The sequence below is a fragment of the Hydrotalea flava genome (genome assembly GCF_001623405.1).
In the GTDB taxonomy this organism is placed as follows: Bacteria; Bacteroidota; Bacteroidia; order Chitinophagales; family Chitinophagaceae; genus Hydrotalea; species Hydrotalea flava.
This window is the reverse complement of sequence record NZ_LUHG01000106.1, coordinates 30464-45366: the sequence shown is the minus strand read 5'-3', so window position 1 is coordinate 45366 and position 14903 is coordinate 30464. Positions and strand designations below refer to the sequence as shown.

The window sequence follows — 14903 nt, the reverse complement described above, 5'->3', positions numbered from 1 at the left end:
ACTATAGTTTTATGAAAGATATTAGATTATTTACTGTTCTACTTTTATTATTACTTAGTTTTTCTTGTACTAAGCAAACGGTTCAAACTCCTGCCGACCGGATAACAACAGAATTGCAAAAAGTTATTAAGGATAATAACATACATAGGATAATTGCTTGGACAGATAATGGAGGATTCCCGACAAATATTTCACCAACTTTAGGCACAACATGGTCTTTTTCAAATGGATTTATTTCAATTCAGAACCAATTACAAATTTTTAATTTATTATACTTAAATTATTATGATGTGGCTAAAGTAATGGTAAACGATGGCACTAATCCAGTAGCACTCATTTTGCATTTTAAAAATTAGTAATTTTATAAATTCGCTTTCTTAAATGAGTATAAGTAAAAAGTGCATTCTTTCTTTTATTTTGAGCATAGGAGTTAGTTTTTCCTATGCTCAAAGTAATATTTTATCTAGTAATGATTCTATAAAAATTCACTATGTCTCCGAGAATAATGATACTATTATTTTAAGCAATAATAGTATTATTACAATAAATCAGACATTGTATATTGGCAAGGGTTCTGATACTGTATATGGGTGGTATAATTATATAAGTTTTAAAAGTCCATTCAATTGGTCTTTATGGCTCTTCAGAAATAGTGAAGAGGAAAGTTATAGAAGTAACTATCCTTATGGTGCTTCAGTTTCACGAGAACATGATAAATTGTTAGGCTTTATACATAAAGGTGACAGTGTAACGGTGAAAAAAATAAAAGTAAAAAAAACAAAGAAATATGGTACTTGGTATATTTTAACTTTAAAGGATTGCAAATTTCCAAAAACAAAATATGAATGCTTTTTAAAAGAGGCATTAAATACACATGAAATACTTGTTAAGTAAAAGCTATAAAATAGTATTTGCTACTCTTGCATTAGGTTTTTACTTTAAAGGAATATCCCAATTTAGCATAGGATTTTCAGCAGCTTATACTAATAATCATTTACAAACTGACATTTCTAATCGAACATTTACTCAAAACAAAAATGGTAATGGTTTTGGTACTGCCATAATATCAAACTATAAATGTAACAATAAAATAAATTTACAAACAGAAATAGATTTACTGCATAAAGATTACTCATTTGTTCGCACTGTAAATTATACGGGTATATATACGAAATACAGAAACCTTTATTTACAATTACCAATCATTTTTCAGTATAAAATCTTTCAAAAAAACAAATGGCAATTTTTTACTGATGCTGGATTCTTTGTTTCCTATTGGGCTTTTGGTAAAATAAAGGGCGTTATCCCTAATATATATAGCAGTTATGATAGCATAAATACAAACGGACAAATTACACACTATTTACGCTATACAAACTATTCCCAAAAATATCAATTCAATAATACAAAAGATAATCGTTTTGAGTTTGGTGCATTGGCGGGAATAACAACAACCTATCAACTTAATAAAAAGTATTCATTGTTTTGTAATGCAAGATTTTACCAGTCGCTTACTTCACAGCAAAAAAAATATAGCATTAATCAAATTATGCAATACGATCAAACAATTGTAATCTATATAGGCTACATGTTGCATCTACATATTTAAAAATTAAAATCAATGCAAAATAATTTGCTCAAATATTGGTTCGTTATAAGCATATTGAGCTTTATCTTCTGTATTTCATGTAAGAAAATTACTTTTCCAATAAATAACAACACTCCTAAAACCTTTAATGATGTGTTTGAGCAATACTGGAATAAAATGAATGCAAATTACGTTTATTGGGATATTGATACAACCAATTGGAATAAGATGTATCTAAAATATAAGCCTGTATTTGCAAAGTTAGATTTGAATAACACTGCCGATATAAAAAAGAGTGTTTCTTATTTTAAAGAGATGACAAAAACCATAATGGATGGGCATTATTATATTTCATTTATGCAAAATGCTATTATAGATTCATTTATTTATCCTGCTTATGATAAGAAAAAGAATTTATACGGATTTCATAATCCGTATGCTTTTTATAAAGTAGATACAGGTTATTTAGATGCAAATTATCAATTAGGTGTTGAGAATTCTTATTCATACGGAGGGCAGCCTTCAACTGTTTTATACGGAACTATTCAGCATAATATTTTATTTTTTTCTTGTAATTATTTTTCATTGTCAAAAGCATACTATTCAACAACAGCTAATAAAATACAACCCATTTTAAATTCATTTTTCAGTACATTAAATAACTTGTCTGCCAATATAAAAGGATTAATAATTGATGTAAGAAGTAATTATGGAGGTGATTTAAGCGACTTAAATTTTTTAATTGGCAGGTTGATTAATAAACCCTTGATTTTTGGTTATACTCAGTATAAAACTGGCAATGGAAGATTTGATTATAGCTCATGGCTTACAGCTTATATTAAGCCACAACAAAGTGCAAAGCAGTTAAACATTCCGATTATTGTTTTAGCTGATAATGTTTCAGCTTCTTTAGCGGAAGCCACTGTAATGGCAGTTAAAGCATTACCTAATTCTGTTTTTGTTGGTGAAAAAACGTTTGGTGCAACAGGCCCGATTGTTAGTGATAATAATTTATATAATGATGGCAGTTTTACTATACCCGGTTTTATGAGTGTACAAACTTCATCTGCTAAATTTAAATATATTGATGGTAAAATTTATGAGGGAAAGGGGTTTCCTCCAGATTATTCTGTTGTATTTAATCTTTCGGCTCTACAAAATGGAACTGATCCTCAATTAGAAAAAGCGATTGATTTATTGAAATAAAAAAAACTAAGTTAAACTAATAAGTGCCATGCCATCTATTTCGGGCATTTGGCAATCGGTAATCAGCACATCCGGTATTTGGGTACTTTCCATTAAATGCTCAAAAAATTGCATGGGCCGGGTATGCTTAAGGATAATGGAACAACCATTGATACGTTGCACAGCATGGGTAATGAGTTCCAAATCGCATAAACGATCATCAATGATGGCTATTTTTATCGTACTTGCCATGCAGGGATACATTTTATATAGCAATATTATACTATTTAGCTATCATATACAAATTTTGTTTAAGTTTTAAAAAATAGCGTAGAACTACGTACGTTTTTGTGGTTTTGAGTGATTATTTTTACCTTATATGATTGGATGTACACCCATCATACCATTTACCGGTAAAAAACAGGAAATACTGTTTGTTACAAAGGCCATGCAATAAACAGGTATTACCCCTTGCAGCAAAGCAAGTAAAAAATCCGCTGAACATCCGACCCCATGAGCGTTAGGCAGGGGAGGGTAAAACATAAAAATCTTAATAATGCAAAAATTAAAACTATTATCAGTTGTATTGCCAGTACTAGTTGCAGTGGTGCTTGTTTTACTTAGTAATACTGCTAAAGCACAGACTGCTAGTTGTGCCGCTGCTAAACAAACTTGTTACAAAGTTACACTTGGTGGCGTAACTGTTAAATCGGTAAGTGGTCTTGCAACCATAAAACTTTAGTAGTAGAAAATACCCCTATTGTTACTAATTCTAGTAACAATAGGTTTTTTGTTGACTGTTTTCTTAAAAAATTAATTTATGAAGAAGAATATAGTTTTAATTTTTGGCAGTTTTATTGTTGTTTTATTAATAGTGGTTTTTTTAATAAATTTTAAAACTAATCAAAGTAAACATTTTTTACAATACGGTGGATTTGAAAGAAAAAAAATAAATATAGCTGAATTAACTTTAATACAAAACGTAAATTTATTTAATGGTAATTATAAAATATTAGGCTATTATAATAAGCAAATTTATTTACAGAGCTTCACAACAAATACAATTTATAGATTTTCTGAAAGCCGCCCTGCAATTGAAAATTCCACAATTTATATTAATGAAATTTTTAAAACCCCTATTTCTGTCAGCAGTATTTCTATCGACGCAAGGAATGGTATTATTTATATATTTTCAGAAGCTGCACACACTATTTATACATATGATATTGCTTCCCATGCTACAAATGAAATTAAAACAAACTTTTTATTTAATAGAGGATGGAAACTTAATGATGTTGATTTTATTTTTGAAACTGAGTCAAAACAGAATATAAATAAAGATTTTGTGTTTACTTTTTTGAAGTATAAAAAAGATTTGAATCAAAATATTATTTATCAAAAAGTTGATACAAGTAATTTATTTTTGATTGATATGGTCGATGATGGAATATTAAATATTTCTGGGAATAGTAAACTCGTGTATACTTGTTTTTATAAAAATTCAATATTTGTTTTAGATTCAAATCTTAAAGTCTCTCTAAAAGGAAAATTAATTGACACTATTTCTAATGGGCCGATTGTTACTTTTATTGGTACTAATGGTACTGGACGGTTACAGTATGCATCTCCAGTTAGAATGTCTAATCCTAATGCACAAGTTTTAAATAACAAACTTTTTAATCATTCATTAGTAGCTGCTAATAATGATGGTGATTTTAAAGGAAATATAGTACTTGATGTTTATAATATTAGTAATGTGTTAAACTACGATGGTAGTTATTATATTCCCAAACTTGACGGAGATAATTTAAATGATTTTTTTATACTTGAAAATAAAATATTTCTTGTATACTCAAAAAATCTTTTCATTTATGAATCAAAATATAATTTTTAAATTGGTATACATATTTTCTAGTGTACTAATTTTTGTTTTTCTTTATTCAAGTTTACAAAAAATTATTGATTTTGATAATTTTATTTCTACATTATCCAAATCACCTTTTCTTTATAATAAATTTATTAAAGAAACAGGAATATTTATAATTCTCATTGAAATAGCTATTGTTTTACTGCTAATTTCTAATAGACTAAAAGTGTGGGGGTTTTTATTTGCCTTTCTTGTTCTTCTTCTTTTTAACGGTTATATTATACTTATGCTTGTTTATAGTCCATATTTGCCTTGTAGTTGTGGTGGTTTTATTGAAGAACTAACTTGGAGGCAACATATTGTATTTAATTTTGTTTTAATAATATTTTCATTATGTGGTTATTTCATAACAAACGTAAAATAAAAATGAAAATAAAACTTGTAAAATATATTAAAGCAATTGTATTTTATTCTATAAGTATTTGCTCTTATTCCCAGAATATTACAAATGAAAATGTGCAATTTGATAATAATATTGGAGTTTATTTAACAATAAAAGGAAAGGTAATAGACAGTTTAACGAAAGAAGGAATTCCCTTTTTAAAAATTAATCTAACTTATGATTTGCCTTTAAAAAATACTCTTACTTTTTTAACAAATGAAAAAGGTGAATTTGAAGTAAAAGTTCCCAAAGAAAATATTTCATTTATTTTGCAAGTAAATTCTAAATTCTTTAAAGAATCTAAATTTTATTATAACAATTTATTATTAAATAAATCCGGAACATTTAATATAGGTGTAATTAGATTGCAACCATCCATTAAAGAAATTGACGAAGTAATTGTAAAAGAAATAAGAAATAAAATAGACATTAATAAAAAAACATATTATGTAAGTTTGGTTAATAGTGCTATAGCTCCTACTGCAAATTCTTTTATACAAACTATTCCTGGTATTCATTTGAATAATAATGATTACACATTATACAATTATAAAAAAGCAAAATATTTTCTTAATGGGGTAGAAAGTAATAAAGAAGTAATTCTAAATTTACCATTAGAAATTGTTGAAAAGATTGAAATAGTTTTCAACCCTCCTTTATCTGCTGAGTTGAAAGATGATGAATTTATTATAAATCTGGTAACAAAAAAAAATTTCAAATACTCATTTGGTGGTCAACTTTCTGATGGAATAGGATTAATAAGAAATACTTCTGAGTATAAACTTTCAAGTTACCTCTCTTCAAAATTTTTATTTATTAATTTTACAAGCACTAAATATTTTAACGACTACTCTGCTGATAGGAATGCTATTTGGAAATCATTTAGTACTAATATTTTAAATTTTTCAACTTCTGATAGAGAAAATTATTCAGTATCCCCAATGTATAATTCACTAAGTGTACAATACACTCCTAATAAAAAATTCGGTTTTTTTGTATCTCTTAATTATGATAAGCAAAATATTTTGTTTAATAATTTTTCAAATGTATTATCTGCACAGAATGATAGTAGCTATTTTCAAAACAATACTACCAAAAGAACAACAAGTACATATGGAAACCTTACTATAAGATATAAAGTAAAAGATAATTTAGTTTTTTATTTACTTGCTGGCATTAATTGTTCTAAAAATAATGATTATATTGAAAACATGTATAATTATAAAACATTATATAAAATTGATAGTAGTGTTTTAAATAATTCTTCTCATAACTCCAACAATGCTATACAGTTTAAAAATGAATTTACCTTAAAGAATCTAACAATTGAAAGTAGTATACTATATCAAAAATATGAATCAAATTCTATATTTGGAATGATTTATTCAGGTACCGGAATTATATTTCCAAACCTATTAGGTTTTACCTCTTATAAGCAAAATTTAATTTCCTCATCAATTACTTTAACTAAAAACTTTAATATAGGCACCTTTATGTTAGGTGCAAAGCTTGACGATGTTAGGTATATAGTAACTTCTAAAATCGATTCTTCATATAGTAGTGATTCTAAAATTTTGAATTTTTTACCTAAGTTTTCTTTTTTTAAATCAACCTCGAAATCTGGTACATTTGTTTTTTCATATCAGAAAGACTTTGAACTGCCTAATTCATATCAACTTTCTGGTGCACCAGTAAGTTATAGGCCTAATCAACAATCAATGGGTTCGGCTCGTTTACAACCTGAAGTTACAAATTCTTTTACTTTTTATCATATTTATGAAAGACCAAAATCATATTATAATTCTACCTTATATATTATACATACTACTGATTTTATTTCTAAAGGCCCCTATGATTTTGACTCAATTAATTTTTCCAATGTATATTCTAATATTGGAAAAAAATTAAAGGTTGGCTTTGATTTTTCTGTTAACAATAATTGGTCAAAAGCATTTAGCACTATTTCCAATGTTAATATGGAATGTTTAAGATTTAATCTTTATGATGGTGTTTTAAAAAATAATAATTTTAATAGTCATATTCAGAATAATAACTATTTTATTAAGTTGTCCGAAAATATTACATATAATATTTCAAATACTACAAGTGTGGAATTTTTATTTGAATTTCGAAATAAAAATTATGACGTTTTTGAAGTATCTACATTAACAAATCCAAACATGTCGTTAACTCTCAATAAAAATTTATTCAAGAATAAATTGTTTGCTAAATGTGAATGGAATCATATTTTTAATTTAGACAAGAGAATAAAATCGAGTTATTCTTCACCAGATATTTTTGCATCTTATTTTGAAATTACGAAGTTCCAAGATATTCATCTTTCTTTTGTTTATTTTTTTGGTAAATCAAAAAAAGAGGAAGATGATAATTTAAATAAAAAAGTGGATGGTCGAAACATAAAAGGTTTAAATTTTTAATGTGGTAATTATAAAATTTAAAATATTTTTTTCCATAATAATATCAGTAATATTTGTACCCCTCACCACTCATTTTCTTTATTGACAAATTAATAGTATTTGTATCAACATTTTCTACACTTTCTATAAAAATATAAAAAATATAGTATGTTCATTTTTTGATCATAATTTTATAAATGTAGCGCTGCTATCTAAAATGGATGATTAGTTATAATTTGCTAAAATAATTTTTATAACAGCAATTTTTAGCGGTCTTTCCATGCAGCAACACTTTATACTTTACAATATTATGACGTTTGGTTTACATATCATCATTTTGTGGACATTTTTAAAAAATAGCGTAGAACTATGTACAAAATAGCGTAAAACTACGTACGTTTTTATGGTTTGTAGTGAGTATTTTTACCTTATATGATTGGATGTACACCCATCATACCATTTACCGGTAAAAAACAGGAAATACTGTTTATTACAAATGCCATGCAATAAACAGGTATTACCCCTTGCAGCAAAGCAAGTAAAAAATCCGCTGAACATCCGACCCCATGAGCGTTAGGCAGGGGAGGGTAAAATAAAACATTATTTACAATGAAAAAGCTGTTATTAATCATTGGTTTTGTGGGTATGTTGGGTTTTGTAAATGCCAAAACAACAGTAAAGCAAAATCAATATTTAAATTCTATTAGGGTGTCTTTTACAGATGCCTGTGGGCAGGTTTTAAGTTTCACAGTATCTTGTAATGGTTGCTCTTATAGTGATCTTTCTCAAGCAGCAGCCAATTACATGACCAGTAGAGCTGGTGCAAATGGTTGTTTTCGTTAATTTTTTATTACTGTACCAATAGTAGTACTGTTGGTACAGTTTTGTAATTATACAATTCGTTTATATGAAAAAAATAATTTTATATTTTGCTTTTCTGATATTTTGTAATGCACTTTTATCGCAAAAGCATCCGGAAACCATTTTGGGTAAAGTAACCTATGAATTTGTGCATAAAACCGATACTGCCTCCAATTATTTGCACAAAGAAATTATGGTGTTATTGTATGGCAATGAAATGTCTGAATACTTTAGTTTAACCAAACAAATGCAAGATTCAATGATGAAGCAAAAATTGGAAGATGCTATGCGTACAGGAACTAATAATGTTGATTTTGGAAATATGGTGATAACAAACCCACAGATTATTTTTTTTAACAGGTTTAATAAAAAATTGTGGTTGGTTGAAGAGTATCGTAATACCCGCTATATGATGTTTGATATGGGTAATGTACCGCAATGGCAAATACAAAAAGAAACCCGATTAATAGATGGATATACCTGTCAAAGTGCTATTACTAATTTTAGGGGAAGGAAATATACGGCTTGGTTTACTACATCAATTCCTTTGGCATATGGACCTTGGAAACTAAATGGTTTGCCTGGTTTAATTTTAGAGGCCTATGATGCTACAAAAGAGGTGCAGTTTAATTTTAGATGGTTAGTACAGGCTAAAAATTTAGGAACTCTTGTATTACCCAATCATATTATTGCCACTACAATCAAAGATTTTAAAAAAATGCAATTGGCCTATCAACAAGGTGGGGCACAGGATAATAATATACAGATGAATGGCATACAAATTTCTGATATAAAGTTAAGTGGAGGGAATAATCGTTTAAAAAAATGGGACAATGATAATAATCCGATTGAACTGAAAAATAACTAATGTGGTATATTTATTTTAGTACTTTAATGGCTTAAGCATGAAACAACTGATACTTTTATTTATTTGTTGTTTCATTGGTTGTAAGATAGTAATTGCTCAGATAAATACTAAGGGTGTTATTATTGATACATTAACCCAACAACCTATTCGCGGAGCAAGTGTGCTTTTGGTGGATAAAAAAAGCAAAATTATTCTTGCATTTGCTATTACCGATACTTCCGGATACTTTACATTGTCAAATGATTCCATGCAACCACATACTGAATTGGCATATGAAATAAGAGCCATTCAATATATAGATAAAATAGTGCCTTTTACATATTTTTCTGCGTACCGGCATGTTTATTTATGGCCTGTGCAAAATGAATTGCCTTCGGTTACTGTGCATCACCCCCTTCCTTATATAGATAATAAAACAGATACATTAACTTATCGGATAGATGCGTTTAAATCTAATCAGGACAGAACTATTGGCGATGTGATCAAAAAATTACCCGGTATGCAAATAGATGCCTCAGGTAAAATATTTTATAATGGTACTGCCATTAAAAATTTTTATATAGATGGTGATAATTTATTGGAGGGAAGGTATACGATTGCTTCTAATAATATACCCGCCGAAATGGTAAATAAATTGCAAGTAATACAACATGATGAACCCATAAAAGTATTACAACAGCATAATACAAGTAATTGCGTGTCAATTAATGTTGAAATTAAAAAAGGGGCAAAAATAAAACCCATTAAACAGGTAGATGCTGCCTTGGGTATAAACAATTTACATAGCACACAACTAACCATGCTTAGTTTTAAACCTGCTTATAAAGCCATTAATACGCTTCAGGAAAACAATATAGGTATTGATGTTGCCACTGACATTGTAGACCATAATGATAATCTTTGGCTTACAGGAATTAATTATGCCAAAAACAATTATTTATTAGGTTTAAATTATGAACCACCGGCATTAGATAAGTTTCGTTATTTAATGAATAAAGGTGGTATTGTTAATGCCAATAATTTATGGAAAACAAAAAAAGGCATTCAAATTAGAAGCAATATTTATTATTGGCAACAAGATGAAGATCAAAATTATGCCAATGGTACCAGTTATTTTTTGCCCAATGACACCATCAGTTACCTATCACAACAGCAAAATAATTTCAGATATAATAGTTTATTTGGAGCAATTCAAATGGTGGTTAATCAAAAAAAATTTTATTTGAGTAGTATGCTGAATGCTTCTTTTTCCAAAAATAATTTGCTTTCTAATTTTACAATTAACAATAATCCAACATTTCAACAATTACAGCAACAAAAAATAGAAATAACCAACCGCATTAACCTGATTAAACCGGTTTTTAGAAATGATATGTTTGAATTTAATGCATTATTTCAGTATAATTCAGTACAAGAAAATTTAAACTTACACCCGGGTACAATGGATAGTATTTTTCAAATTGGTCAGCAGGCATATCCCATTCAACAAAATACCAATGCACCTAATTTTTTTTCTTATCAAAATATTGCTTATCGCCATTTTAGAAACAATATTTCGCAAAGTTTACAAATTAGTTTTTCAGCACAAACACAGCAATTAAACAGTTTTATTTTGCTATATCCCAATAATTTGCCAGTGGTAAATTTTGATAGTGGTTCTAATGCAATTAAGTGGTATCAATATCAGTATTTCGGAAGTTATCATCTCAACTGGTTAAAAGATAAAATTTCGGTGGATTTTTCATTGCCATTCAATTATCAGCAAATACATTTCAATGCTGATTATTTTTATTCAAAACATATTTTTTATAAAGACCTTTTTTTTAACCCTTTTTTACGCTTGCAATATGCAACAGGAGCAGAAAGTAATATCATTTTACATTTCAATAGCAATAATCAGGCAGCTACCATTCAGGATGTTTTTCCGGGGCTTATTATTCGAAATTATCTTACTATACAAAATAATTTATTGCCTTTTGTTACAAAAAGGCAACAATTACTGCATGTTCAATTTCAAAATAAAAAAAGTATTCAAATTCTATTCTATCATGTTTACCTAGAATACAATAGAAAATACAATAACTTTTTAACGAATACAGTATTATTTCAAAATTTTCAAAAAAACACCAATATACCCTACGCAAATACCATTGAACAGTGGCAAGCAGGTTTTGGACTAAGCAAATATTTTTTTGCTATTAAAACAAATATTTCCATCGAATCTTCATGGCAAACATCTAATTGGTTGCAATTAATAAACTTAGAAATGAATGCATATAAGAATACCTTTTTGCAAACAAAACTTAAATTATTTAAAAAAATACGCCAATTATTTGCAATAGATTATGAGGGTTTATGGGCGATTTCAAGAAGTAGGGGAATAGGCAATTTATCATCATTTATATTTAATCAAAGCAGTATTCAACAAAATGCTTCTGTGCATTGGTTTTTTAAGTATTTGTTTGATTTTACCATTCAAACAGATACCTATTATTACAACCAACATCAACAATCCCAAACCGGTAATTATTTTTTAGATGCCATTATTCAAAAAAATATTTCTAAACTCAATACAAAAATTTCATTAGGCTGCTATAATGTATTGAATACCGGCAGTTTCCTTAATTATAGTATCAATGCAAATATGAAATGGTATAATGATTATACTTTACGGCCCAGAATGTTGCTTTTGAAAGCACAATTTAGTTTTTAGAGTATTTTACTTTACGGCTTGCCTAATTTGAGTTTTGTTAAGTTTTTTTTAAACTGGCATACAACAACATACAATTGCAGGTGATGGTATTTTACAAAATAGCGTAAAACTACGTACGCTTTTAGGATTTTGAATGATTAATTTTGTATTATATGATGCGGTGTATTATCATCCTCTTTAGTAACAGTAATGGTGGTAAGAAGTTGTAGTGCATGACTTATATTGAATGAAGCATGTTACAAGAATGGGATATGAATAAAACCATATTAAGGGCAGTTGCACCATCCTGAAAGATAGCAATGGTGTGTATACTATGGTTGAGGTTGATGTGGGCATGGATACCATGAAGTGGGGATGCTTATTACATGAGTTGTTGTAAGAAAAACTTGTGTTTAGAAGAATAGTTGATAATATAAATATGAATTTTCCAATGAATTTTCCCATCCAAAAAAAATTGTACTTTATTTTTCTATTTTTAATTACTTCAATACAGGCTTGGAGTCAGTTTTCTATTCAGGGTAAAGTGCAAAATGCCGAACATACACCCATTATTTTAGCCACTGTTCTAGTTCAAAAAGATAGTTTATTAATTGGCGCAGCGGTAACTGACAGTTTAGGCAACTTTTTCATACCATCAATTCCTAAAGGCAAGTATTTATTGGTATGTAAAAGCCTTAACTACAATACTTTTACCCAAACTATTGCACTTAATAGCGATGCCCAATTACAAATTACGCTTGCTGATTCTGTACATACATTGAAAGATGTTTCTATTGATGCTAAAAAACCGTTATTTGTAAGAAAGGGTGATCGTTTTGTTTTTACACCCAATAAATGGGTGGCAGCCGGTATTAATGGTTTACAGCTAATGCGGTATGTGCCATTGGTAATTTATAATGAGAATGATGACTTTTTTTCAATTATTAATAAAACTAATACTACTGTTTATATTAACAATCGCAAAAGCAATTTGCCAAGGCAAACCATTGTTGCCATGTTAAAAGCGCTACCCGCTGAAAATATTAAAAATATTGAAATTATCACTAATCCCGGTAGTGAATATAATGCTGATATTACGGGTGGTATCATTAATATAAACATAACCCGAAACGTGAATGAAGGTTGGATGGGCAATATTCAGTTAAATACACAACAAAGTGTTTATAATACTACTCAATTGAATGGTTCTGTTAATTATAATAAACATCAATTGGCTTTACAGTTCATTCCTTTTTTAAGTAGTAATTTTAATTATAATACTGGATATAATAGTTTTGCTTATACAAATCAATCAAAAGATTCTACTACTATTAATCACTACCGGCGTTACACGGTTTTAGGTGGTGGTTTAAATGCAGATTACTATATCAATAATAACAACACTTTAAGTTACAAAGGCTGGTTTTCTTCAGTGAATGGGAATACAATTGATAATAATCTCATTTATCATCAGCCTTCTAATCAGTCGGCTTTTAATAATCCACTACAGACCTATGTTAATGGAACAGATCATTATATTTATAACTTTGGTAATGTATATTTTCATCATCAGTTTGATTCTTTGAATAAACAGAATATTGATGTTAATGTAGATTATAACAAATTTTATCAGGAACAAAATAGTGTAGGCAATTTTAATCAATTAAACCAGCAGGGAAATTTGATTGGCAATATTGGTGCTTATTACAACCATTTGCCTCAAAACTTTTTCAATTTATCGGAACGGGTTGAATATGGCAACCAACTATCTAACCATGTAAGGTGGATTTTGGGTATTCAGTTTAGTCAAACTCAAGTTGACAACAATTTGAAATATTTTAATGGCAATTATAATAATTATACTTTAGATACTGCCCTTAGTAAACATTATGCCTATACAGAAAATTATGGTTCCGGCTATACCTCATTTGCTTATACTATTTCAGATAAATGGCAAATGAATATTGGTGGAAGGATAGAAACTACACAGTATAATACCCAAGAAAAGAATACCGGTATTTCAAAGGATTCTAACTATGTTAATTTCTTTCCCTCTTTTGCCTTAAGTTATGCTGCTAATGCAAAAAACAATTTTGGTTTTTCCTTTGCCAGAAAAATTATGCGCCCATCCATTGAATTACTTTTCCCGGGGCGTACCTACTATAGTCCCACTTTTTTTGCACAGAATAATCCATTTCTTCAGCCGCAATTATATAATAATGCTGAGTTTACCTATGTTTATAATAATGTATTCAGTATAGTGGCCAGCTATTCACATATTCAAAATGCATATAGCAATTTTATTGTGCCAGTTGTTGAGGATAATCAAAATAAATTTAATAGCACTTATTTGAATTATGGTGCCAGTAATACTTATGCTATAGTTTTTAGTTTTTATAAGTCCATTATTAATGATAGATGGCAAAGCTATATTAATACCGCTTTTAATTATACACACTATACAGGAAATACCAATGTAGCCAATATTCAATTGAATAATGCCAATGGTATTATGAATTGGGAAAACTATGTGTACTTAAATAAAAAAAAGGATTGGATGGCTTATATAGCACTTCATTACAACACGCCTCAACAAACACTTGCAGCTAAAACACTTAATGGAATTTCTAATTTAGACGTTATGCTAAAGAAAACATACAAAAACTTTTCATTTTATATTTATTTGGCAGACATTTATAATGGTTCTTCAAAAATTTGGCAAATCCTTTTTGCAAATCCACTTTTTACTGGCAACAATTCTTTTAATAATACATACAATAGAAGTATCAGTTTGAATGTAGCCTATCAATTTGGAAATAGAAATCTAAAAACAGTTAGTGAAAGAAATATTGCCAATCAGGATATTAAAAAACGAACAGGAAATTAATTTTTATCACAAACATTATTGCTCATATGATCAATAAATACCTACAATTTGTTTGCTTGTTTTGTATTTTGTTAGTAATTCATCAACTAATTACAC

Annotated in this window: 13 protein-coding genes; 12 read left to right on the top strand and 1 reads right to left on the bottom strand. The window is 28.4% G+C overall.

All coding sequences use genetic code 11. The features are described from left to right. The first annotated feature begins 11 nt into the window (after window positions 1-11). Genes A0F92_RS14390 through A0F92_RS14375 form a run of 4 tightly spaced genes read left to right on the top strand, consistent with a single transcriptional unit; the run spans window position 12 to window position 2794 of the window. Window positions 12-356: a hypothetical protein gene (locus A0F92_RS14390; RefSeq protein ID WP_068247759.1), complete on the top strand. Its 345-nt coding sequence runs from the start codon at window positions 12-14 to the stop codon at window positions 354-356. A 25-nt stretch (window positions 357-381) separates the two neighbouring features. Next, window positions 382-894 carry a hypothetical protein gene (locus A0F92_RS14385; protein WP_068247756.1) on the top strand — a complete coding sequence of 171 codons (513 nt, stop codon included), beginning with the start codon at window positions 382-384 and terminating at the stop codon, window positions 892-894. After that, the gene (locus A0F92_RS14380) at window positions 875-1609 is read left to right on the top strand and encodes an outer membrane beta-barrel protein (protein WP_068247753.1); all 735 of its coding nucleotides are present in this window, start codon (window positions 875-877) and stop codon (window positions 1607-1609) included. The genes A0F92_RS14385 and A0F92_RS14380 overlap by 20 nt, the downstream gene beginning before the upstream one ends. Window positions 1610-1621: 12 nt before the next feature. Next, on the top strand, window positions 1622-2794 hold the full coding sequence (locus A0F92_RS14375; RefSeq protein ID WP_068247750.1) for a S41 family peptidase: 1173 nt from the start codon (window positions 1622-1624) through the stop codon (window positions 2792-2794). Between the two features lie 6 nt (window positions 2795-2800). Here the strand turns inward: A0F92_RS14375 and A0F92_RS14370 are convergent, their stop codons facing one another. Continuing rightward, window positions 2801-3025, bottom strand: a complete 225-nt coding sequence (locus A0F92_RS14370; RefSeq protein WP_068247747.1) for a response regulator — start codon at window positions 3023-3025, stop codon at window positions 2801-2803. A 304-nt stretch (window positions 3026-3329) separates the two neighbouring features. Between A0F92_RS14370 and A0F92_RS14365 the strand changes: the two genes are divergently transcribed. The 8 genes from A0F92_RS14365 (at window position 3330) to A0F92_RS14325 (ending at window position 14807) form a co-directional block, all read left to right on the top strand. After that, window positions 3330-3515 (top strand): hypothetical protein, encoded by a 186-nt coding sequence (locus tag A0F92_RS14365; protein ID WP_068247744.1) that lies wholly within the window; start codon window positions 3330-3332, stop codon window positions 3513-3515. 78 nt (window positions 3516-3593) lie between these two features. Beyond that, on the top strand, window positions 3594-4667 hold the full coding sequence (locus A0F92_RS14360) for a hypothetical protein (protein ID WP_068247741.1): 1074 nt from the start codon (window positions 3594-3596) through the stop codon (window positions 4665-4667). Next, window positions 4645-5064, top strand: coding sequence for a MauE/DoxX family redox-associated membrane protein (locus tag A0F92_RS14355; protein ID WP_068247739.1), 420 nt, complete (start codon window positions 4645-4647; stop codon window positions 5062-5064). Before A0F92_RS14360 ends, A0F92_RS14355 begins: the two co-directional genes overlap by 23 nt. 2 nt (window positions 5065-5066) lie before the next feature. Next, a complete protein-coding gene (locus tag A0F92_RS14350) occupies window positions 5067-7520 on the top strand; it encodes an outer membrane beta-barrel protein (protein WP_167517115.1) in 2454 nt (817 codons plus the stop codon). Window positions 7521-8108: 588 nt separating this feature from the next. After that, window positions 8109-8342, top strand: coding sequence for a hypothetical protein (locus A0F92_RS14340; RefSeq protein ID WP_068247731.1), 234 nt, complete (start codon window positions 8109-8111; stop codon window positions 8340-8342). 64 nt (window positions 8343-8406) lie between these two features. After that, on the top strand, window positions 8407-9228 hold the full coding sequence (locus A0F92_RS14335) for a GLPGLI family protein (RefSeq protein ID WP_068247728.1): 822 nt from the start codon (window positions 8407-8409) through the stop codon (window positions 9226-9228). Between the two features lie 37 nt (window positions 9229-9265). After that, on the top strand, window positions 9266-11941 hold the full coding sequence (locus A0F92_RS14330) for a peptidase associated/transthyretin-like domain-containing protein (RefSeq protein WP_068247725.1): 2676 nt from the start codon (window positions 9266-9268) through the stop codon (window positions 11939-11941). Between the two features lie 430 nt (window positions 11942-12371). Further along, the gene (locus tag A0F92_RS14325) at window positions 12372-14807 is read left to right on the top strand and encodes an outer membrane beta-barrel family protein (RefSeq protein WP_167517114.1); all 2436 of its coding nucleotides are present in this window, start codon (window positions 12372-12374) and stop codon (window positions 14805-14807) included. The last annotated feature ends 96 nt before the right edge of the window (window positions 14808-14903 follow it).

Bases quoted from the DNA above. Each gene is read 5' to 3' on its own strand.
- A0F92_RS14375 (WP_068247750.1), top strand. From the start codon at position 1,622: ATGCAAAATAATTTGCTCAAATATTGGTTCGTTATAAGCATATTGAGC.
- A0F92_RS14335 (WP_068247728.1), top strand. From the start codon at position 8,407: ATGAAAAAAATAATTTTATATTTTGCTTTTCTGATATTTTGTAATGCA.
- A0F92_RS14350 (WP_167517115.1), top strand. From the start codon at position 5,067: ATGAAAATAAAACTTGTAAAATATATTAAAGCAATTGTATTTTATTCT.
- A0F92_RS14355 (WP_068247739.1), top strand. From the start codon at position 4,645: ATGAATCAAAATATAATTTTTAAATTGGTATACATATTTTCTAGTGTA.
- A0F92_RS14330 (WP_068247725.1), top strand. From the start codon at position 9,266: ATGAAACAACTGATACTTTTATTTATTTGTTGTTTCATTGGTTGTAAG.
- A0F92_RS14385 (WP_068247756.1), top strand. From the start codon at position 382: ATGAGTATAAGTAAAAAGTGCATTCTTTCTTTTATTTTGAGCATAGGA.
- A0F92_RS14340 (WP_068247731.1), top strand. From the start codon at position 8,109: ATGAAAAAGCTGTTATTAATCATTGGTTTTGTGGGTATGTTGGGTTTT.
- A0F92_RS14380 (WP_068247753.1), top strand. From the start codon at position 875: ATGAAATACTTGTTAAGTAAAAGCTATAAAATAGTATTTGCTACTCTT.
- A0F92_RS14365 (WP_068247744.1), top strand. From the start codon at position 3,330: ATGCAAAAATTAAAACTATTATCAGTTGTATTGCCAGTACTAGTTGCA.
- A0F92_RS14325 (WP_167517114.1), top strand. From the start codon at position 12,372: ATGAATTTTCCCATCCAAAAAAAATTGTACTTTATTTTTCTATTTTTA.
- A0F92_RS14360 (WP_068247741.1), top strand. From the start codon at position 3,594: ATGAAGAAGAATATAGTTTTAATTTTTGGCAGTTTTATTGTTGTTTTA.
- A0F92_RS14390 (WP_068247759.1), top strand. From the start codon at position 12: ATGAAAGATATTAGATTATTTACTGTTCTACTTTTATTATTACTTAGT.
- A0F92_RS14370 (WP_068247747.1), bottom strand. From the start codon at position 3,025: ATGGCAAGTACGATAAAAATAGCCATCATTGATGATCGTTTATGCGAT.